This is a genomic window from Pseudomonas vlassakiae, from assembly GCF_014269035.2.
Taxonomy (GTDB): Bacteria; Pseudomonadota; Gammaproteobacteria; order Pseudomonadales; family Pseudomonadaceae; genus Aquipseudomonas; species Aquipseudomonas vlassakiae.
Genome location: NZ_JABWRP020000013.1, coordinates 1 through 18,675 on the forward strand (window position 1 = coordinate 1; position 18,675 = coordinate 18,675).

Annotated in this window: 15 protein-coding genes and 1 pseudogene; 10 read left to right on the forward strand and 6 right to left on the reverse strand. The window is 53.1% G+C overall.

Annotated elements, in window-relative coordinates; genetic code table 11:
• Window positions 1–454 precede the first annotated feature (454 nt).
• Entirely contained in the window at window positions 455–1,324 is an 870-nt protein-coding gene (locus HU738_RS17200; protein ID WP_186603617.1) for an aldehyde dehydrogenase family protein, read from the reverse strand.
• 374 nt (window positions 1,325–1,698) lie between these two features.
• Here HU738_RS17200 and HU738_RS26030 point away from each other — a divergent pair.
• Window positions 1,699–1,987 (forward strand): annotated as a pseudogene (locus HU738_RS26030) (transposase family protein); the annotation flags it as partial.
• Window positions 1,988–2,111: 124 nt separating this feature from the next.
• Here HU738_RS26030 and HU738_RS17205 read toward each other — a convergent pair.
• The 4 genes from HU738_RS17205 to HU738_RS17220 form a co-directional block, all read right to left on the reverse strand.
• Window positions 2,112–3,359, reverse strand: coding sequence for an aspartate aminotransferase family protein (locus HU738_RS17205; protein ID WP_186603618.1), 1,248 nt, complete (start codon window positions 3,357–3,359; stop codon window positions 2,112–2,114).
• A gap of 186 nt (window positions 3,360–3,545) precedes the next feature.
• The gene (locus tag HU738_RS17210; RefSeq protein ID WP_186603619.1) at window positions 3,546–4,445 is read right to left on the reverse strand and encodes a LysR family transcriptional regulator; all 900 of its coding nucleotides are present in this window, start codon (window positions 4,443–4,445) and stop codon (window positions 3,546–3,548) included.
• A 93-nt stretch (window positions 4,446–4,538) separates the two neighbouring features.
• Complete coding sequence (locus HU738_RS17215) at window positions 4,539–5,075, reverse strand: 2,4'-dihydroxyacetophenone dioxygenase family protein (protein ID WP_186603620.1); 537 nt, start codon at window positions 5,073–5,075, stop codon at window positions 4,539–4,541.
• 187 nt (window positions 5,076–5,262) lie between these two features.
• Window positions 5,263–6,696, reverse strand: coding sequence for an amino acid permease (locus tag HU738_RS17220; protein ID WP_186603621.1), 1,434 nt, complete (start codon window positions 6,694–6,696; stop codon window positions 5,263–5,265).
• Between the two features lie 1,172 nt (window positions 6,697–7,868).
• Between HU738_RS17220 and HU738_RS17225 the strand changes: the two genes are divergently transcribed.
• The 9 genes from HU738_RS17225 (at window position 7,869) to HU738_RS17265 (ending at window position 17,492) form a co-directional block, all read left to right on the forward strand.
• A complete protein-coding gene (locus tag HU738_RS17225; RefSeq protein WP_186603622.1) occupies window positions 7,869–8,207 on the forward strand; it encodes a hypothetical protein in 339 nt (112 codons plus the stop codon).
• 72 nt (window positions 8,208–8,279) lie between these two features.
• The gene (locus HU738_RS17230) at window positions 8,280–9,923 is read left to right on the forward strand and encodes a choline dehydrogenase (protein WP_186603623.1); all 1,644 of its coding nucleotides are present in this window, start codon (window positions 8,280–8,282) and stop codon (window positions 9,921–9,923) included.
• 10 nt (window positions 9,924–9,933) lie between these two features.
• Window positions 9,934–11,364: an NAD-dependent succinate-semialdehyde dehydrogenase gene (locus tag HU738_RS17235; protein ID WP_186603624.1), complete on the forward strand. Its 1,431-nt coding sequence runs from the start codon at window positions 9,934–9,936 to the stop codon at window positions 11,362–11,364.
• A 50-nt stretch (window positions 11,365–11,414) separates the two neighbouring features.
• Window positions 11,415–12,464: an ABC transporter substrate-binding protein gene (locus HU738_RS17240; RefSeq protein ID WP_186603625.1), complete on the forward strand. Its 1,050-nt coding sequence runs from the start codon at window positions 11,415–11,417 to the stop codon at window positions 12,462–12,464.
• 52 nt (window positions 12,465–12,516) lie between these two features.
• Window positions 12,517–13,578: an ABC transporter ATP-binding protein gene (locus tag HU738_RS17245; protein ID WP_186603626.1), complete on the forward strand. Its 1,062-nt coding sequence runs from the start codon at window positions 12,517–12,519 to the stop codon at window positions 13,576–13,578.
• Complete coding sequence (locus HU738_RS17250; protein WP_186603627.1) at window positions 13,578–14,849, forward strand: ABC transporter permease; 1,272 nt, start codon at window positions 13,578–13,580, stop codon at window positions 14,847–14,849. Before HU738_RS17245 ends, HU738_RS17250 begins: the two co-directional genes overlap by 1 nt.
• Window positions 14,850–14,854: 5 nt before the next feature.
• Window positions 14,855–15,640, forward strand: a complete 786-nt coding sequence (locus HU738_RS17255) for an ABC transporter permease (protein ID WP_186603628.1) — start codon at window positions 14,855–14,857, stop codon at window positions 15,638–15,640.
• A 183-nt stretch (window positions 15,641–15,823) separates the two neighbouring features.
• Window positions 15,824–17,128 carry an NAD(P)/FAD-dependent oxidoreductase gene (locus tag HU738_RS17260; protein WP_186603629.1) on the forward strand — a complete coding sequence of 435 codons (1,305 nt, stop codon included), beginning with the start codon at window positions 15,824–15,826 and terminating at the stop codon, window positions 17,126–17,128.
• A gap of 13 nt (window positions 17,129–17,141) precedes the next feature.
• On the forward strand, window positions 17,142–17,492 hold the full coding sequence (locus HU738_RS17265) for a RidA family protein (protein ID WP_186603630.1): 351 nt from the start codon (window positions 17,142–17,144) through the stop codon (window positions 17,490–17,492).
• Window positions 17,493–18,108: 616 nt separating this feature from the next.
• On the opposite strand, the gene HU738_RS17270 is transcribed toward HU738_RS17265, so the two are convergent.
• On the reverse strand, window positions 18,109–18,675 hold the full coding sequence (locus HU738_RS17270) for a sarcosine oxidase subunit gamma family protein (protein ID WP_225923487.1): 567 nt from the start codon (window positions 18,673–18,675) through the stop codon (window positions 18,109–18,111).

The following is an 18,675-nucleotide window of genomic DNA, read 5'->3' on the forward strand; positions in this document are numbered from 1 at the left end:
AGGTTTTCTGATACTTCAATTTCAAATCACTAACTTTTCAAAATCGATACGGGGTGGACTTCGCACGACTGCCGTGAACCAAGTCCAGGCAAGCCTAGTCTTGGCCCTGCGGGCTTGCATCCTCACCTCTGCGAGCGCCGCATGCTAGCCCGCGTTGCGGAATATTCGATCTGAGCCTATGTGGCGGCCTATGGACTCTCACAAATCAATTCAAGCTTCAGTCGATATGCTGACGGTTACGCTGGAGAATGCGCAAGATCTTTCCGATGACGTACTTCGCGTGATTATATTCGTGACAAAGGGTATCCAGTAATCGTCTGAAAGAAAGGTCAGTCGCCAGTGATGGGCGGCTTGAATTTTTCCTGAGAGGGGGCTTCGGTGGCCAAAAGCGACGTCTAGATGGTGTTGATCCCTTTTGAACCTCCAATATCGTGACCTACGAAAAGCTACAGGGCTACGTGGTCGCGTGCGCTCTCAACAGCACATGTGTGGTCTGCGATTGGGCAAAAAAACATAATTCTGCCCCACGGCGTGCGGCATGGAATACATCAGCATCGGGCAAGAGGATGTTGGCCGATTTACCGCCTAACTCCTGGCAAACGCGCTTCACACTATCTGCTGCAAGCTTCGCAACAGCGATGCCTGCACGTGTCGAGCCGGTAAAGGACACCATATCCACAAGCGGATGCCTGGCCAACGCAGCCCCTACCTCGACGCCTTCACCATTAACGAGGTTGAAAACCCCGCGTGGCACGCCCGCTGCTTGAAGGATTTCGGCGAACAAAATGGCGCTGAGAGGCGTTTCTTCACTTGGCTTGAGAACCATCGTGCAGCCTGCAGCTAGCGCCGGGAGCACCTTGCAAACGATCTGGTTGATCGGCCAGTTCCAAGGGGTGATAAGCGCGACGACACCTATGGCCTCTCGAACGATACGAGTGGTACCGCTTTGAGTTTCAAAGTCGAACGCCCGTAGTGTCTCGATATGCTGGAGCAACTGGGCGTGAGCACTGCCTACCTGAACGTCACGAGCGAACTCCAACGGAGCACCCAGCTCACGCGAAATGATCTGTGCCATCTCCTCCGCGCGCTCGTTGAAGCACACAAGGATGCGTTCAAGGAGTTCCAGGCGCTCTTGGCGCGTAGTTAAGGAGTATTGAGGGAAAGCAGCGGCAGCGGCCCTGACTGCCCGATCCACATCCACGGTGTTACCGAATGCCACCTCAGCAAAAGGTGATTCTGAGGATGGATCGTAAATGGGAGAGGTCTGAAGGCTGGACGGAGTTACCCAGTCGCCATCGATGAAAAAAGAAAGGGAGTTGGCCATTTTAGTTTCCTGGCCCGGTCGTATCTACTTCCATCCAAATAGCGGACAGGCGTAACCGGGGCGTAGGCTGTCATCTGACCGCGCCTATTTACCCCGTACAGCACGCCCCGAAACGACCGTGTACGGCATTGTCATCACCCCTTGGAAGGAGTGACTGGAACACGGTATACCATAAGATCGGGTAAGCCAATAGACATTTGCGTTCCACTCATCAGCTTATCTCGCCGTGTTGCCAGATGCACCGCGTCCAACGGTAGCTATGAGGGAACCGCTCTATCAGTACATGTTCAGCAGAAACAAGTCGTGATGGAGCTCTGTCCGGAGGAGATCTCGACCCTCATGGCTATGCGCTTTCTCATGTGGCGGTGTACTGGAGATTGAGTCAGCAAGGCTTGATCAATATGAAAACCTAGATGATCGATTAAACCGCAGTGCGTGCAACCCGAGCCTCCTTTTACGCTCGAAAAAAAAGGGGCTGACGTGCCTGCCAATCACGCTCTAGGCAGCAGCCGCGGCGGATTCACAACCAAAATTCACAAGCTCTACGACTCCGACTGGACACCGTTGCGCTTTCTCCTCTCAGGCGGTCATGCCAGCGTCATCAGCTACGCCCAGCCGCTCCTGGACGAGGTCAGCATTCCATCAAGCCAACGTTTTCGGTGCGTAGATTCGGTTTAAATGTTACTTGTTCCAGATTTAGCTAATTGAAGTGGAGGCTCGCTGTAGTTGATAATAACTAGGATGATGCTTTGATGAAAAAAAGGAGGACTTACGTCCTCCTTATTTGTCAGGCGTTGGAAAATATCTTACTCAGCTTACTTGCCGCTTTCTCAAATGCAAATTTCATCTCTTCGATAACAATGTTGCTGTGGTCGAACGAGATGTAAAGGCGGCCATACGGAGATGGCATCAATAGGACGCCATATTCGCGAAGTGCCAAGTGTAATTGCTTACTGAAGTCGGGATTGGCGATTTTCTGGGCTTGCTCATAGGTCATGGGGGCTACGTCGCCCAGCCAGATGCTGAAGACACTGCCGTAACCTGTTGTAGTGATCTTGATGCCATGCGAGGCGAATGTCGATGTGATCGCATCCCTCAATCCGTCACCTTTCTTAATCAGCGCAGTATAGTCCGCAGTATCGAGTTGAGCCAAGGTAGCCATGACTGCGGCGCATGCCATAGGGTTTCCGCTGAAGGTACCGCCCCGAAGTACTCGACCTTCTTCAAAAGCTGCTAGAACATGTGGTTTGCCAACGATAGCGGACACAGGAACACCGTTACCGATGGCCTTACCCACGCTTGCTAAATCAGGATCCAGCCCCGCTTGAAGCCCCGCGAGACCTGGATGAAGCCTGAAGCCCATCAGCACTTCGTCGCATATGACGAGGGCCCCGTGCTTATGTGCTACATCCTGCACATGTTTAAGGTAGCCAGGTAGAGCCATGATGCATCCGGCGTTTGCCAACATCGGCTCTAAGATTACCGCGGCGATGTTATCGTCTTCTGCGAAGATACGCTCGACATCGTCGAAGTCGTTGAAGCGCAGCAACGTTGTGCGGGCAGTGGAAGGGCGATCACCGTCGGCAAAGTTTGCTTCTTTGGAGGTCACATTGCCATAGCTCACATCGTCGAACCAACCGTCGAAGCCTGCAGCCATCTTGGCGATTTTGGAGCGGCCTGTGTAAGCACGAGCGGCCCTGCAGGCCAGGTGTACGGCTTCGCTGCCAGAGTTGGTGAAAATTACGCGACTCAGCTCGCCGGTATGCATGGCCAGCGCGGTTGCAGCAGAATGCTCGCGAACATGCGCCCAAGAAGGTGCTGCGCTGTCTCCGAGAGCCTCGATAACCGCATTGTTGACCACTTCATTGGAGTGGCCGAGGAGGATCGCACCAAAGCCCAGTGCTGTGTCAATGTACTTTCGACCTTGATCGTCCCAAAGATATGCGCCTTTACCTTTATTGATGAAAAGCTTTTCCCCGTTCAGGTCTGGCAAGATGCGCGCGGCACTGGATACATCACCAATTAAGTTTTTCATGTCTGTCTCTGAATCGTTTTTAAAGTGGCGAGCATTGGCGCTGTTCGATAGCTGAGTGCTGTGATGGCTAGAAACAAGCCCAGGCCCGCCTGTCTGAATTTTCGGCTAGCGATTGCTGGCCATATTGATCATAGCGATACGCGTTTTAATTTAGCAGTACTAATAGATACCGAAGGGTTCACTGGTTTACTCCCAAGGAGATTCATTAAGCTTTTGCTCCATGAAATCACGGAACGCCCTTATGCGAGGGCTTAAATGTTTTCGATTTGAGTAAACCATATAAATCGGCTCTTTCTTCGAGATATCAAAATCACTAAGGATTCGCACCAGGCGACCAGCCTTGACATCTGCTCCGATGTGAAACTGCGCCAGCTTCACGATGCCGCCACCACCTAAGGCGATATCTCTAAGTAGGTCGCCATGCGCAAGCGTCGCTTTCGGCTTTATCGGGATCGTCAGCTCATGCCTATCAATTAAAAACTGCCAGTTGTTCCAAATGCTGTTGAAACCAAAGTTGAAGCAGTCATGCTCCAATAGATCCTTGGGATGAAGAGGAGTACCCCGGCGAGCGAGGTAGTCAGGGGATGCGCACGTAATCCAAGCGCTTTCCCCGATCTTCTTGGCAATCCTCGAAGAGCTAGGTAGTACTCCACTGTGGATCGCGATGTCGAGTCCCTGATCGAAGTGATCAACATATTGAGGGCCTACCTGCAAATCGATCGTGACCCCCGGATACATGGCAAGAAATTCTGAGATCCAAGGCACGATCTGATGCTTCGCAAAAGTTGTCATCGTATGGATGCGCAGCGATCCTCTCGCTCGGTTAGGGAATGCTTCTGCCAAAGAATCGGCCTCTGCCATGGCATTGACGACTTCCCTAGCACTGACTAGGTAGGCCGAACCCTCTTCGGTGAGAGTCAGGCTGCGTGTCCCGCGCTGAAATAGACGCACCTGAAGACGGTCTTCCAGGCGAGTAATCAGTTTGCTGATTGCGGAAGGAGACAAGCCGTGCGCCCGGGCGGCGGCCGAAAAATTTCCTTGTTCCGTAGCCCATATGAAGGCCAGCATCTGAGAGTAATTGTCCATCGAGAAACCAGCGTACATAGATTAGGGTCAGCCTGACATCATAGGACTCAACGAACAAGCGCGCCGAAGAGAGGCGCGCTTGGTCATATCCGATCAGCGAATGAACTGCTCGATGTAGTCGTCCGGCAGTCCCAGCTCTTTGTAATGCTTGCGAGCAGTTTCAAGCTTGGTGAACACGTCTTCGTAACCAACCGCGTTGCCCTGGGGGTCTACGTATGTATAGCCACCCTGAACGTGGAACCACGTGATCATTTCCTCGACGTCTTCCGGAACGAAGAGCGTGTGGGTCTCTCCTGGTGGTTCGAACGCGAAGGAGCCCTCCTCAGCAATCCAGTCATGCTCAAGGTAGAACCAGCGCCCCTTCAGTACGATGGCGTGCACGCCACCGGTATGACGGTGGCGCGACAAGACGCCGCTTTTACGAACGCGTAGCAGGTTGATGTAGTAGCCGCCAGACACACTCAGGAGCAGTGGCTTGAATGAAACCGAAGCAGTTACAGGCACCCAAAGTTTGTCATCTTCCAGCCATTTGGTCATTACGCCTGGATGCACCATATCGGGAGACATGAATGGCACTTGTGGCAGTTGATAGGGGATAGCAAGTTCATCAGGTTTTGGCAGGGCGGTCATTGTATGTTCCACGGTCGTATGTGAATTCCCAGTAGCTATGAACTGGAGTTATAAGTAGATTAATCCACCAATTTCCCACTAAAAAGAGTAGTTACGTCATAGTGGGTATGACGGGGCGTCACAGGTGTAGTGGAAAAAAAAGCCGCTGCCCTAAACATTGGATGGCAGCGGCTGGAGTGATGGAACGTCAGGCGAAGGCTCGTTCTTGACTGGTTTGTCCCGGCCTCTCGCTGGTCATAATTGCGCGTTGGGCGGACAGCTCGGGTTGGCTCTTTTGCAAGTAGAAGCCGATCAAAACCAGAGCGGTTGCCAAGCCAAGAGTGGAGAGTAGTTCGATCCGTTGACCAGGGAAGGCTGCCATGATCCCGAACACCACCAAAATGAACCCGATGGTCAAAATGGTGAGGTATGGGAAGAGCCACATTTTCACTTCCAGTGCGTGGCCTTGGGAAACCAATTTACGTCGCATGCAAAGCTGGGTGACTGCAATTACCAAGTACATCAGCAACGCAATGGCACCGCTGGTAGCGAGCAGGAATTCAAATACCTGTTTGGGCATCAGATAGTTCGCCGCCAGTGCTGCCAAGGCAACCACTGAAGTCAGCGCGATCGCGTACACCGGTACGCCCTTCGTTGTGGTTTGCGAGCATGCTTTAGGAGCATCACCACGCTTGGCCAACGAATAGGTCATCCGCGAGGCGGTGTAGATAGCAGAGTTTAGGCAGCTGGTGACTGCTACGAGGACGACAATGCTCATGATGCCCGGGGCCCAAGGGATGTTCATCGCGGTCAGCACGGCTTGGTACGAACCTTTTGCAAGCTCAGGCGCGTTCCAAGGAATCAAGCACACGACTACGAACATCGAACCGAGGTAGAACAGGCCCAGGCGCCATACAACAGCCCGGATAGCCTTTTTAATATTCGCCTTCGGCTGCTTGGACTCAGCTGCGGCAATGGTGACTACTTCGCTCCCTTGGAAGCTGAACATGGCGGTCAAAAGTGCCGCTACGATCGCAACGTTGCCGTTAGGTGCGAATCCACCATTGCTGAATAGGTTATCAATGCCGCTGGTTGAGGATCCCGGAAGCAAGCCAAGAATCGCCAGCACACCCAAGACGATGAAGCCCACGATGGCAACCACTTTGAACAGTGAGAGCCAGTATTCCAAGGTGCCAAAATTCCCTACACTCAAGCTGTTGCAGGCGATGAGAATAAACGTGACGCCGAAGGCTGCCACCCAGTGCGGAATGGCTAGCCAATCTCCTAGAATGTTACCGGCGACGATCGCTTCTATCGCGATGACGAGAACGTAGAACCACCAGTAAAGCCAGCCAATCGAAAAGCCAGCCCAGCGCCCCATAGCCTGGTCGGCGTAAGCCGAAAATGATCCCGTATCTGGGCGAGCAGTCGCCATTTCGCCCAGCATCTGCATCACCAATATCACGATCAATGCAGCGATCAAATAAGAAACGAGCACGGCTGGCCCAGCCGCCGCGATCGCGTTCGATGACCCGACGAACAGGCCTGCACCAATGACGCCACCGATCGAGATCATGGTGACCTGTCTACTCTTTAAGCCGTTCCCTAGCATGTTGTTAGCGATTTGCTTGTTGTTACGCATCGGCTCGCACCTCGGCTCTGTTGCTAATCATTTTTTTTCTAGTCAGCCGCAGTAAGGCGGCGAAAATCCCGGCCACCTTATGACCAAACCTGAGTGTCGATTAGGTCGTTTTTCGTCATAGCTGGTGTGATCTCTCGTCATACATCAACTGGCACGAGTTCTGCGCTGTAATCAGGTTGCACTGCGCCCCATGACTCGAGGGAATGCAAGCCCGCCAATGTTCCGGGGCCTCATCCTCATATTTCCACTGCACCTGGCGTTCACATGCAGTGCGGAAATTCAACGAGCGCACCATCAGGGGGCAAATCAGAGTGGTGCATCTTCTGCGAAAAGAAATTGTGCTGTAAAAACAATTCTTGACAATGTCCGGTGGGTGCTTTAGGCGAATTGCTTACCATCAATTCTTTCACGTTTAGAGCTTCGTAGCAGAGGGGCGGTAAGCCCCATAATCTTGCCTAATGTCCCGTGCACTGCTCTAACTCGGGGCATGCAAGCGACTCCGTGCTCGCTAGTTGCACCTTTTGGGTGTCGGTGATTGTCATTTGAGAGCGTGCGGCCGTTTTTGAAGGCGTTTCACGGCAAATCACGAGCGAATGAGTCCGCCAAGCCCACCTGAGGTCATGCGCGAGACGTGTAGACCCACTGCTCGGGAGTTGAGCTGTAAATGTTCATGAAAAAATGGATGCATTGAGCAGCTCTACTCGACCCTCGTTGGGCTGGGGACGCATTTTCTAGCCCAAATAGATGTTTTTACTGAGAAATTTTTCCTCTTCCGCCGTCGGTCGAGTCGCTATTGAGGCAGGCCTGGAGGCGTCCTTTGCCTTATCTCGATACCGCTCTCGGCGGTCGTGAGCTTGATGCGAACGGTGGGGCAACGGTTAGTAGCTGAGCTGAAAGCCTGCATAAGAATGGCTTAAGGATATAGCTACGCATCGAGATTAGATTTAAGGTCACTCCACAGAACAAGAATTTTGGAGGCGGCATGATCAGCGTGGAAAACTCGTTCCTCATGGATTGAGAGCTGGCACTGTGTTCCGTCCCAAGCCCTTGTAGGTGCGCGACTGACGTAGAGGGAGATCTCGCGTCACACAGTGCAAGCTTCATCAGAAGAACGTCTTTTTTCATAGCTGCCGCCTATCCTCGCTCCGCTGGGCTTCAGGATGTCTGCCCGCGTGAGCAAGCTGGACGACAAAGACATGAAAATAAGCTGGACGTATCCACGCAAGACCGACGTAGCGAACCAGAGCCAACTGCCAGGCAAAGTTCGCGTCCTCACACCAGGTGGCGTTCTGAACCAATTGCGTTTAGAGCTCTTTACGGGTCGGTGGGATGTCAGTGGTCATAAAAAACTGAGGACTTCCCAAGTCCCAGCAATTCCTCCTTTCACCGCTCGCCAATACACTTCGTTGGCGCTTCTGGAATTAGCTACCCATCAGGCTGGCTCTTCCGGATTTTCCTTTGGAAAACCTTCGATAGGCAGTTTTCTGCGGGCTGTGTCATTCCCGAAATAATTTTGGCTATGCAGTTAATGCATTCTCCAGCCTAGACGCTCAAATATTAATAATGTGCGGTAAGGAGACACCTTGAAAGAGTATGACTATATCGTTGTAGGGGCTGGTACTTCAGGTTGTGTTGTTGCCTCCCGACTGGCCCAGCGCTCTGGTAACCGTGTTCTCTTGCTGGAAGCCGGCCCATCTGATCGTCACTGGACGATCCAAATGCCGAGTGCCTTTGGCCGAAATTTCGAGGGTGGCCCATACAACTGGGGCTTCTGGACAACCCCGCAAAAGCATCTCGATGGTCGCAAGGTGTTCCAGCCTCGTGGTCGCGCTTTGGGCGGATCGTCTGCGATCAATGGCATGGTCTACTTGCGTGGTCACGCGCTTGACTATGACCGTTGGGCCAAGAAAGGGGCTACCGGCTGGTCGTATGCGGACGTATTGCCTTACTTCAAACGTGGCGAGCGCTACAGCGGTGGTGGAGACGCATATCGTGGTGGCCAAGGCCCTGTCTCAGTCCTGCGTGGCACCGTGGACAATCCGCTTGATCATGCATTCTTGAAGGCTGGCCAGGAAGCGGGTTACCCGCTCACCAGTGATGTGAATGGCTATCAGCAGGAAGGCTTTGGCTGCTGGGACATGAACATTGATAACGGTGTTCGTGCCAGTTCTGCACATGCTTACCTGAAAACAGCTTCCTGGCATCCTAAAGTCGATATAGTCACTGGTGCACGTCTTCGCAAACTGGAGTTTTCTGGCAAGCGCGTGGTGGGTGTCCGCTATGAACACCACGGTGTGGAGGTGACTGCTCGTGCGCAAGCAGAGGTCATCCTCAGCGCAGGCGCCGTGCATTCGCCGCAGTTGCTTATGTTGTCCGGCATTGGCCCGGCAGATCACCTACGTGACATGGGCATCAAGGTGCATACCCACCTCCCGGGTGTTGGCGAGAACCTGCAGGATCACATGTACATGATGATCCAGTACGAGTCCAAGCAGCCGGTCACACTGAATAAATACGCCCGCCTGGACAAGCAGGCTGTTGCAGGGATTCAGTGGTTTGCTTCCAAAACGGGCCCTTTGAGCACAAATCACGTTGAGGTAGGCGCTTTCTTCCGCAGCCGCGCTGGCATCGAGCACCCGGACGTTCAGATTCACTTCAAGCCGGTGTTGCTTGAAGGGTGGCAACTGAGCAAAACCCATGGCTACAACTTCGGCGCCGGCACGCTTCGAGCTACTAGCGTTGGTTCGCTGCGCTTGAACAGTGCTGATCCGAACGATGCTCCTCTGATTGACCCGAATTACTTGGCGACTCAAGAGGACATCATCGATATGCGTAACGCATTAAAGCTGACGCGTGAGGTGGCCATGCAAGATGCATTTGCACCATTCCGAGGTCGAGAAATCACCCCAGGCAGTCAGCACCAATCGGACAAGGAAATCGATGCCTACATCCGTGCCAATGCGGGTAGCGGCTACCACTTGTGTGGTACCTGCCGGATGGGCACAGACGATCTCTCAGTGTGCGCTCCGGATTTGAAGGTGCATGGGTTGGAGGGCCTTCGAGTCATTGACGCGTCGATCTTCCCCGATGAGCCGAGTGCCAACACAAACGCTCCTTCCTTCATGGTTGGGGAGCGAGGCGCCGACCTGGTGCTCGGAAACGGCATGCTCCGCGCAGAGAACATTGAAATATTCGAATCGCCGCGCTTTGCAGTTGCGCAACGTTGATGAGGTAGTTATGGACTCCAAACTTTACATCGAAGGCCGTTGGATCGAAGCACGTGAGCGGGATGCGATCCCGAACCTCAACCCAGCTACTGATGAAGTGATCGGTGCGATACCGGTCGCAACCGCGGATGACGTTTCGCGGGCGGCAGAATCGGCTGGCAAAGGATTCGATCAGTGGTCTCAATTCACACCTGATGCGCGAGCCAACATCCTCACCAAAGTCGGCCAGCTGCTGCGCGAGCGCCGCCTGGATTTGGCCCGCACGCTCACCTGCGAGCAGGGCAAGATCCTAAGTGAGTCTCTTGTTGAAATTGACGTGAGCGCGGCCATCTTTGAATGGTATGCAGGAGAAGCTCGACGTTTGTATGGCCGACTGATCCCCGCGTCTCAACCAGGTATGGAGCTGAAGGTCACCGTCGAACCGGTAGGCCCCGTCGCTATTTTCACCCCGTGGAATTTTCCACTGATTGAGCCAGCGGCGCACGCCGCAGCGGCGCTCGCTGCAGGGTGCTCGGTTGTTATCAAGGTTGCTGAGGACACTCCGCTTACCGGTGTAGCGCTAATCCAGGCCCTTATTGATGCCGGTGTTCCACCTTTGGCAGTCAACCTGCTGACGGGCAACCCTGGCGCCATTGCCTCTCGATTGATTGAGTCGCCACAAATCAGAAAGGTATCGCTTACCGGTTCTGTGGCAGTCGGGAAGCTGTTGGCAGGCCAGGCTGGGAGCCTGTTGAAGACTTCGACGATGGAGCTGGGTGGGAATGCTCCGGTCATCATCTATGACGATGTAGACGTTAAGGAAACTGCCTCTCTGCTGGCTGTCAGAAAGAGTCGGAATGCTGGCCAGGTTTGCACGGCAGGCAACCGGTTCTTCATCCATGAACGAATCTACGATGAGTTCCTGGAGCACTACAGCAAAGCGTTGAGCAGCTTGGTGGTTGGACATGGCCTTGATGAAGCATCTCATGTTGGCCCTCTGGTAAACGCGCGTCGTGTCGCCGCTATGGAGGAGTTCGTGAGTAATGCACGCAGTACGGGTGCAGAGGTCGCACTGGGTGGTTACCGCATTGGTGACACTGGCAATTTCTTCGCCAACACCATTATCACAGATGGTCGTCCAGATTTGCTCGCGGGAACCCAAGAAGTCTTCGGCCCAATTTCGCCACTTTGGAAATTTTCTGACACGGACGCAGTCATCGCTGCATCGAACGATACGAATGTGGGCTTGGCTGGCTATGTGTTCACGAAAAATCTGTCGCTTGCAAATTACGTATCGAATCGTCTGAAAGTGGGTGTCGTCGCAGTTAACCACTGTACAGCCATGTTTGTAGAGGCACCTTTTGGCGGTATGAAAGATTCTGGTTTCGGTCATATCTGCGGGAAAGAAGGCTTGGATGCCTACCTGAAAACTAAACTGACTTCCATTTGCTATCCCAGCTAAAAGCCTAATAGCCGGCTAAATCGAATAATTAAGGGTTAAGAGGATCTATCATGAAAAAGCGTTCAGTACGAGGTTTGGTAGCCTTAGCTGCTGTGGGTACCATGCTGGCAGCGGGAGTAGCTAGTGCGCGAGATTTTACCGTCGTGTCGTGGGGTGGGAATTTCCAGGACGCCCAGCGTGAAAAAATCTTCAAACCATTCAGCGAGAAAATAGGGAAGCCAGTCCTGGAGCAAAGCTGGGAAGGCGGCATTGGTATTCTTCAGGCGAAAGTTAGAAGTGGTAATCCCAACTGGGATGTTGTGCAGATTGAGTCGCTAGACTTGGTACCTGGTTGTAGCGACGGGCTGTACGAAAAAATTGATTGGAAAGCGATCGGCGGCACCACTGATTTCCTCCCTCAAGCCGTTAGTGAGTGTGGCGTTGGCGCAATCATCTGGTCGATCGGTTTTGCCTACGACGGTGCGAAGCTCTCTGATGGCCCGAAAAACTGGGCAGACTTCTGGGACGTGAAGAAGTTTCCAGGCAAGCGGGGCATGCGTAAGGGCCCAATGTACACACTGGAAGCCGCATTGCTGGCAGATGGTGTCAGCAAGGATGATGTCTATAAAGAGCTGAGCACCCCAGCCGGTGTAGCGCGCGCCTTCAAAAAACTGGATGAACTGCGCCCAAATATCGTTTGGTGGGACGTAGCTGCATCTCAGCTTCAACTGCTGGCTTCCGGTCAGGTCGCAATGACAGCCGCCTACAGCGGCAGGATTGCGAGCATCAACCATAAAGAACACACGAATTTCAAGTACGTGTTCAATCAAAGCCTCTATGGCATGGACTATTGGGTAGTTCTTAAGGGAGCTGAGAACCTGGAAGACGCCAAGAAGTTTCTTGCATATGCAAGTGAGCCTCAGGTTCAAGCTGACTTTTCGGAGTACGCAATCCAGGGTATGACCAACACCAAGGCCATTCCGCTGGTTGACAGTAAGCTGGTGAGCGAACTTCCAACAGCTCAAGATAACATTGATGTCTCCATTCCGTTGGATGCCGATTTCTGGGCTGACAATATGGCTGACTTGACGCGAAGGTTTAATGCCTGGCTGACACGCTGATTTCCGATAAGCCACTAATAATTAAACTCGAAAAAGGGCATTAGGTAAGCAAATGGGCGAATACATCCAGTTTGATAAGGTTGTAAAAAACTATGGCAGCATAAAGGTCATCGATGGTCTTGACCTGGCCATTTCGCGTGGAGAGTTTGTCAGTCTGCTAGGCCCTTCAGGGTCAGGCAAAACTACTATGTTGATGATGTTGGCTGGATTTGAGGACACCTCCGGTGGCAAGATTACGGTGGATGGGCACCGTGTGGACAACCTTCCGGCCCATGATAGAAACATGGGTGTAGTATTCCAGAACTATGCGCTGTTCCCGCACATGACAATCGCTGAGAACATTGCTTTCCCTTTGAAAATGCGCAAGATGCCGTCCAAAGAGATCAAGGCGCGTGTAGATCGTGCACTTGAGATGGTTCAGCTCGGGCAGGTTAAGGATCGCAAGCCGAGTCAGCTGTCTGGTGGCCAACAACAGCGCATCGCTCTGGCCAGGGCATTGGTTTTCGAGCCTCAAGTTGTTTTGATGGACGAACCTCTGGGTGCTTTGGACAAGCAACTACGTGAGCATATGCAGCTTGAGCTCCGCGAGCTTCATAAGAAGCTGGGTTTGACAATCGTGTTCGTAACCCACGATCAAAATGAAGCGATCACCATGTCTGATCGGATCGCTGTGTTCAACAAAGGGAAAATCGAACAAATCGACTCCCCTGAAGAAATTTATCTGCGACCAAAAACTCGATTTGTCGCTGAGTTTGTTGGTGAGACCAATTTGCTTGAGGGGCAGGTCGTCGGCGCAAGTGCGGGCACTGTAACCGTCAAGCTTTCCAACGGCGCTCAGGTGAAATGTGCAACATCGGCTCGCCTGACCAATGGAACGAATGTTTTTGTTTCAGTTCGGCCAGAGTCGCTGTCGCTGACTGCAACGGATCCACATGTCAACGTCTTGGAAGCTGTAGTGGATGACTTGGTATTCCAAGGTGACCACACGCGTGTACATCTACGGAGCAAGAACCTCAAAATCGCTATGCGCCTGGCGGCGAGTAAGACTGATCTGAAAATTGGTCAGAATATCTCGGTTTCCTTTGCTCCAGAGATTTGCTCAGTGGTGGTGTGATGAATTACGAAAGCGTTAATCAAAATGTCGCTACATTGAACAGTTCTCGTCCAACGCAGAATGACACGGGAACTGTCAAGAAACGTCGCGTTGCAGGTAAAGGGCGAGCTTCGTCGCTGTTGCTAATCTTGCCGCTGCTTGCATTCTTGGTGGTGTTTTTCTGGGTTCCTCTGATTACCGTGCTGAAGACCGCGGTGATCAACACCACAGTCACTGTCGGCTTTCCGACAACGACCTCTGTTATTGGGAAGTGGGACGGTCAGTTACCAGTGCCGAAAGAGCTTGATCGAGCGGTCATTGCTGACGTTCTGAAAAGCGATGAGGATCGTATCAAGTTCGGTGACGCAGTACGGCAACTCAACGCGGACTATCCAGGTTTCCGCAGCTTGATCGCTAACACTCAGCGTGCGGTCTCTGGTCAGGATGTGAATAGCGCCCCTTTGCTCAAGGATATCGATCCACGATGGGGGGACATTCACTACTGGAACGTGCTCAGCCGTAACTCCAGTGTCCTGACAGATACCAATCTGCTCTCAGCGCTGGATATGCAGCGCAATGCTGAGGGCACCGTTGAGGCGATGCCGGAAGGGTTGTCCGAAAACAGGGTCATCATTGGCCGCACGTTCTTCATTTCCTTCATGGTCGCGGTCATCTGCCTGGCGGTGGGCGTACCTTATGCAATTATCGCGGCAAGGGTAACCGGCTGGAAGCGCACGTTGATGCTAACAATGGTGTTGATTCCGCTGTGGACATCGCTCCTCGTGCGGTCTGCCTCTTGGGTAGTGGTACTGCAGGACAACGGGATCATCAACAATTTCTTGATGTCCATCGGTGTCATATCCAGTCCACTATCGCTAATCTTCAACCGCACGGGCGTATTGTTGGCTATGTCTCAAGTGCTGCTGCCGTTCATGGTACTGCCGGTCTTCGCAGCAGTTAAGGCAGTGCCCATGAATCTGCTTTATGCAGCGTCGTCCTTGGGGGCTAAACCACATTCGGTATTCTTCCGGGTGCTACTGCCTCTGATTATGCCCGGTGTTGTGTCAGGTGCTCTTTTGGTCTTCATGGCTGCAATCGGCTACTACATCACACCAGCTCTGGTGGGCGGGCCAAAAGATCAGATGGTCAGTTCGATCGTTGCCTTCTACGCCACCGGTACCGCTGACTGGGGCCGTGCTGCGGCATTGGGCTTGATTCTGCTCGCAGTAACGATAGTGCTGTACATCGTTTACTCTCGTGTTTCTAAATCTAATCCGCTCACCGGAGAGTAGCAGCCATGAAGAAAGTCGTATTTTTCTTAGTAGCGCTCGCTACGATCATTTTCCTGATTGGCCCACTGTTGGCAATTTTGCCACTCGCATTTACTTCCAACGTCTTTCTCACTTACCCAATCGGTGAGTTGTCACTGCGTTGGTTTGATGTTGTCTTTAACAACGACGTGTGGCACCGGTCGATGGTTAACAGCCTTATCATGGGCGTGGGGTCGACGTTCCTGGCGACAGTGTTGGGTACCCTAGCTGCTTTGGGGCTTCGCAACAAGAATGTGCCCTGTGTCAGCCTGTTGAAGACTGTATTTCTGCTTCCGATGGTCGTGCCTGCGGTGGTATTGGGTGTAGGCATGCAGATCGTCTTCGCGAAGTTGGGGCTGGCAAGTTCATATACCGGTGTGATCATTGCTCACACTGTCCTGGCTCTTCCATTTGTTCTGATCAGCGTGCTGGATTCTCTAGCGGGTATTCACTCATCTCTGGAGCGTGCGGCGGCCAGCCTGGGAGCGAAGCCGTTTGCCACCTTCCGTCACGTCGTTCTTCCTTTGGCTGCACCGGGCATTGGCACGGGAGCGGTATTTGCGTTTGCCACTTCGCTCGATGAAGTCGTGATCACACTGTTCCTCGCTGGGCCGAACCAGACGACGATGGCCCTAAAAATGTTCTCCAGCTTGAGGGAAAACGTCACTCCAGCTGTTACAGCCGTCGCGTTCATTCTCATCTTGATCACGTTGGTCTTAATTGGCGCAGCTGCACTGATGAAGCGACGATCAAACCACGAAGTAAGTAATTAGTTCGTAGTTTTCAATTAAAGGCCTGGCTCAGTGCGCACCGTTGCATGAGCCATGGCTTAATCTGTAGATGACGTGTGCCGATTGAAGGTTTCTTTGGCGAGGAGTCCACGCACCCCTGTCGTTCAGCTTTGCTATTTACGTTTTTAACAAAAATATATTAACCATAGTGTCTTGGGTTTATTTATGACTGCCAATCTCACGTATCCTAGTTATCAAACTGGGTCGGGTTGGGCTGCGCTGCTTCCGAAGCGTACCCCTAAACTCGTGATGCCTACCGACAAGTCTTTCGATGTAGCTGTCATTGGCGCAGGTGTGACAGGGCTTGCCGCCGCTCGAAGGGTCGCCGAACTGGAGCCAAATAGCCGCGTCCTGTTAATCGACGCCACCACTATTGGTGAAGGGTCTAGCGGGCGTAACTCCGGCTTTCTCATCAACATGCCGCATAACACCAACATGGCAGGGCATGGTAGTCCAGCGGAGTTGGCGAGAGCGCAAATTAAACTCTTGGACGGCGGTTTGAGCTGGATAAAATCGCTGATCGACGAGCATAAAATCGATTGTGGTTGGAATCCTGCCGGCAAGTATCACGCAGCGGCGACCCCACAGGGTGAGCAGTCCCTGCGCGCTGTACTTGAGCAGTACAAAGAGTGGGGTGTCGACTATCGAGAGCTGGGTGGTGATGAGCTAAAGAACACGCTGGGCACGGACTACTATCGCTATGGGTTCTTTTCTCCAAACAGCGTGTTCGTCCAGCCGGCAGCGCTTGTAAGAGGCCTGGCTGATAGCCTCCCCGAAAACGTCTATCTCTGGGAAAACGAGCCAGTGTTCTCTGTTGAGCCTGGTAAGCCCTACGTCATTACCACTCGAAGCGCATCGGTCAAGGCAGGCCGGGTCATCATCGCCAACAACGGCTTCGCACGTAAGTTGGGCTTTGCTAAAGATCGGGTCTTCACCATCTATACCTATGCCGGCATCACGCCGCAGTTGGATGATGATGAACTGGGCAAGCTTGGAGCATCGCCGGAATGGGGGGCAATCCCTGCCAACCGGCTTGGCACGACCTTGCGCAAGATTTCCTCGGGGAGATTCATGGTGCGCAGCGCCTACTCCTATGAGAAAGAGAACAAGATCAGCGATGTCAAGGCGATGCTCAAATCCTTGTACGCAAAACGCTACCCCAACATGAAGTCCCACGAACTGGAGCATGTTTGGGGTGGGGTCACAGCGCTGACGGGGAACGGCGGCTTGTACTTCGGATGTGTCCGAGACGGCATGTATATCTCCATTTGCTGCAATGGCGCAGGCCTTCTGAAGTGCAGCCTCTTCGGCAAGCTTCTGGCCGAAATGGCGTGCGGCCAACAATCCAACGAGCTCGCAACTGTGATGGGCTTTGACCGCCCGAGCTGGCTTCCGCCAGAGCCAGTGAGGAAGCTAGCCATCGTCAGCGCAATCAATTACCAAAAATTCAAAGCTGGCCGCGAACGCTAGTAGAGGAGCAATTATGAGTTCGATCACCCGAGCACCTGGTAACCACCGTTACTCCGAAGTCGTTGCGTACAACGGGACGCTCTATCTTTCGGGCATCGTGCCAACGCGGCTTGACGTTGGCATCGCAGGGCAAGCCGCTGAAGTGTTGAAGTCGATCGAGTCGGTGCTGGAAAATAATGGCAGCGCAAAATCGAAGATCCTGTTCTGCCAGATTTACTTGGCAGATATTCGCCTTGCCAAAGAGATGAATGAGGTCTGGGACAATTGGGTCGATCCGGATAACCTTCCGGCCCGGGCAACGGTCGAGGCGCGACTCGCCAGCCCTGACAAGCTCATCGAGGTTTGCGTCGTCGCAGCACAATAAGATTAACAAGCGGAGGTGTGAGGAGATATAACTGCACCCCGAAGGCGCTCATTTTAGGATGAGGTTGGCCACACACCTCCCACCCCCTTGGGTAGGTTTTGAATGCTTTCATTCCGACCAGAGCCCCGCTATGTGCGGGGCTATCTTGTTGAATCCATCCGCGGCTCGTGCTCATGTGCAATTTGAAATGGAGTCTGTCTGATCACAGTTCCGAGTGCGGCTAGATGCCCATTCAAATTGCAAGATGAGAGGTGGCAGATGACATATCGCGTTATTGCAGCAAGATCAAGGCTTGTCGATGAATCCGGCCAGGGGCCGCAGCTTTTGGCACGTTGACCTTTCACCATGATCCTAAGTGCTATGCATGATCCGTAGCTCGTGACGGTCTTGATATTTGCCGACGATGGCTAGGTGCAGCTGTGTGCAGCTCGGCCACTGGCGTGATTGGTAGCAGTGTGCAATGCCTTGTGATCCTGGCCAGCTCGTGGCGTTCTGCAACTGGCCGGCAAGGTGATCATTTGGATCAAGCTGAGCGATATGGAAGGAGTCGAATGAAGGAGGGTAAGCGCTGGTTACCTGAAATTATTGGTCACCAGCGCTTAGAGCTACGCGAGGTCTATCGGATGCCGTCTTCCCCAAAAACGACATACTCGCCATTGAACTCACTGAGGGCGTCCATCACTGCCTCAATGAAGTACTCGTGTGAGCACCGATCGAACAGCAACTCAAAACGCTGTTTCCCCTCACTGCCCGTGTTGGCCACAACGGCAGTCACCCGAGCAACCTGGGTCTGCGCAATGTGCCCAGCTGGGAACACAGAGGGCCTGAGGTCGACACCACAAATTTTCGCCATCACTTCAGCGATACGTGGGCCATGAAGTGCAACCCAAGCGTGGCTGTCCTGGCGGGGAAGCAGGTAGTTGGCCGTGTCGTTAAGCGTCCAGTTCCGCTCTTCCTGAGCAATACGGGCCCCGTCATCAATCTGGCTGCCCAACAGGAAGTATTCGGTGTTGGACAGCTGCAGTACCAGGGTGCCGTCAGCTTGACGGATGGCACGGTTAGGTTGGCCAGGCAACTCATAGCCCTTGCCGGAAAGGAATGTCGCGCTGTCCATGCCGCGGAAGCCTACCCGTGGCATGTCGGTGAGATCGAGCATAATATGCTCGGCGGTTAAGCGAGCCAT

What these genes read in the sequence shown, in the direction of transcription:
- HU738_RS17200 (WP_186603617.1), bottom strand. Translation starts at nt 1,324, where the DNA reads ATGGCCAACTCCCTTTCTTTTTTCATCGATGGCGACTGGGTAACTCCG.
- HU738_RS17205 (WP_186603618.1), bottom strand. Translation starts at nt 3,359, where the DNA reads ATGAAAAACTTAATTGGTGATGTATCCAGTGCCGCGCGCATCTTGCCA.
- HU738_RS17210 (WP_186603619.1), bottom strand. Translation starts at nt 4,445, where the DNA reads ATGGACAATTACTCTCAGATGCTGGCCTTCATATGGGCTACGGAACAA.
- HU738_RS17215 (WP_186603620.1), bottom strand. Translation starts at nt 5,075, where the DNA reads ATGACCGCCCTGCCAAAACCTGATGAACTTGCTATCCCCTATCAACTG.
- HU738_RS17220 (WP_186603621.1), bottom strand. Translation starts at nt 6,696, where the DNA reads ATGCGTAACAACAAGCAAATCGCTAACAACATGCTAGGGAACGGCTTA.
- HU738_RS17235 (WP_186603624.1), top strand. Translation starts at nt 9,934, where the DNA reads ATGGACTCCAAACTTTACATCGAAGGCCGTTGGATCGAAGCACGTGAG.
- HU738_RS17240 (WP_186603625.1), top strand. Translation starts at nt 11,415, where the DNA reads ATGAAAAAGCGTTCAGTACGAGGTTTGGTAGCCTTAGCTGCTGTGGGT.
- HU738_RS17245 (WP_186603626.1), top strand. Translation starts at nt 12,517, where the DNA reads ATGGGCGAATACATCCAGTTTGATAAGGTTGTAAAAAACTATGGCAGC.
- HU738_RS17250 (WP_186603627.1), top strand. Translation starts at nt 13,578, where the DNA reads ATGAATTACGAAAGCGTTAATCAAAATGTCGCTACATTGAACAGTTCT.
- HU738_RS17255 (WP_186603628.1), top strand. Translation starts at nt 14,855, where the DNA reads ATGAAGAAAGTCGTATTTTTCTTAGTAGCGCTCGCTACGATCATTTTC.
- HU738_RS17260 (WP_186603629.1), top strand. Translation starts at nt 15,824, where the DNA reads ATGACTGCCAATCTCACGTATCCTAGTTATCAAACTGGGTCGGGTTGG.
- HU738_RS17265 (WP_186603630.1), top strand. Translation starts at nt 17,142, where the DNA reads ATGAGTTCGATCACCCGAGCACCTGGTAACCACCGTTACTCCGAAGTC.
- HU738_RS17270 (WP_225923487.1), bottom strand. Translation starts at nt 18,675, where the DNA reads ATGGCTCGCTTAACCGCCGAGCATATTATGCTCGATCTCACCGACATG.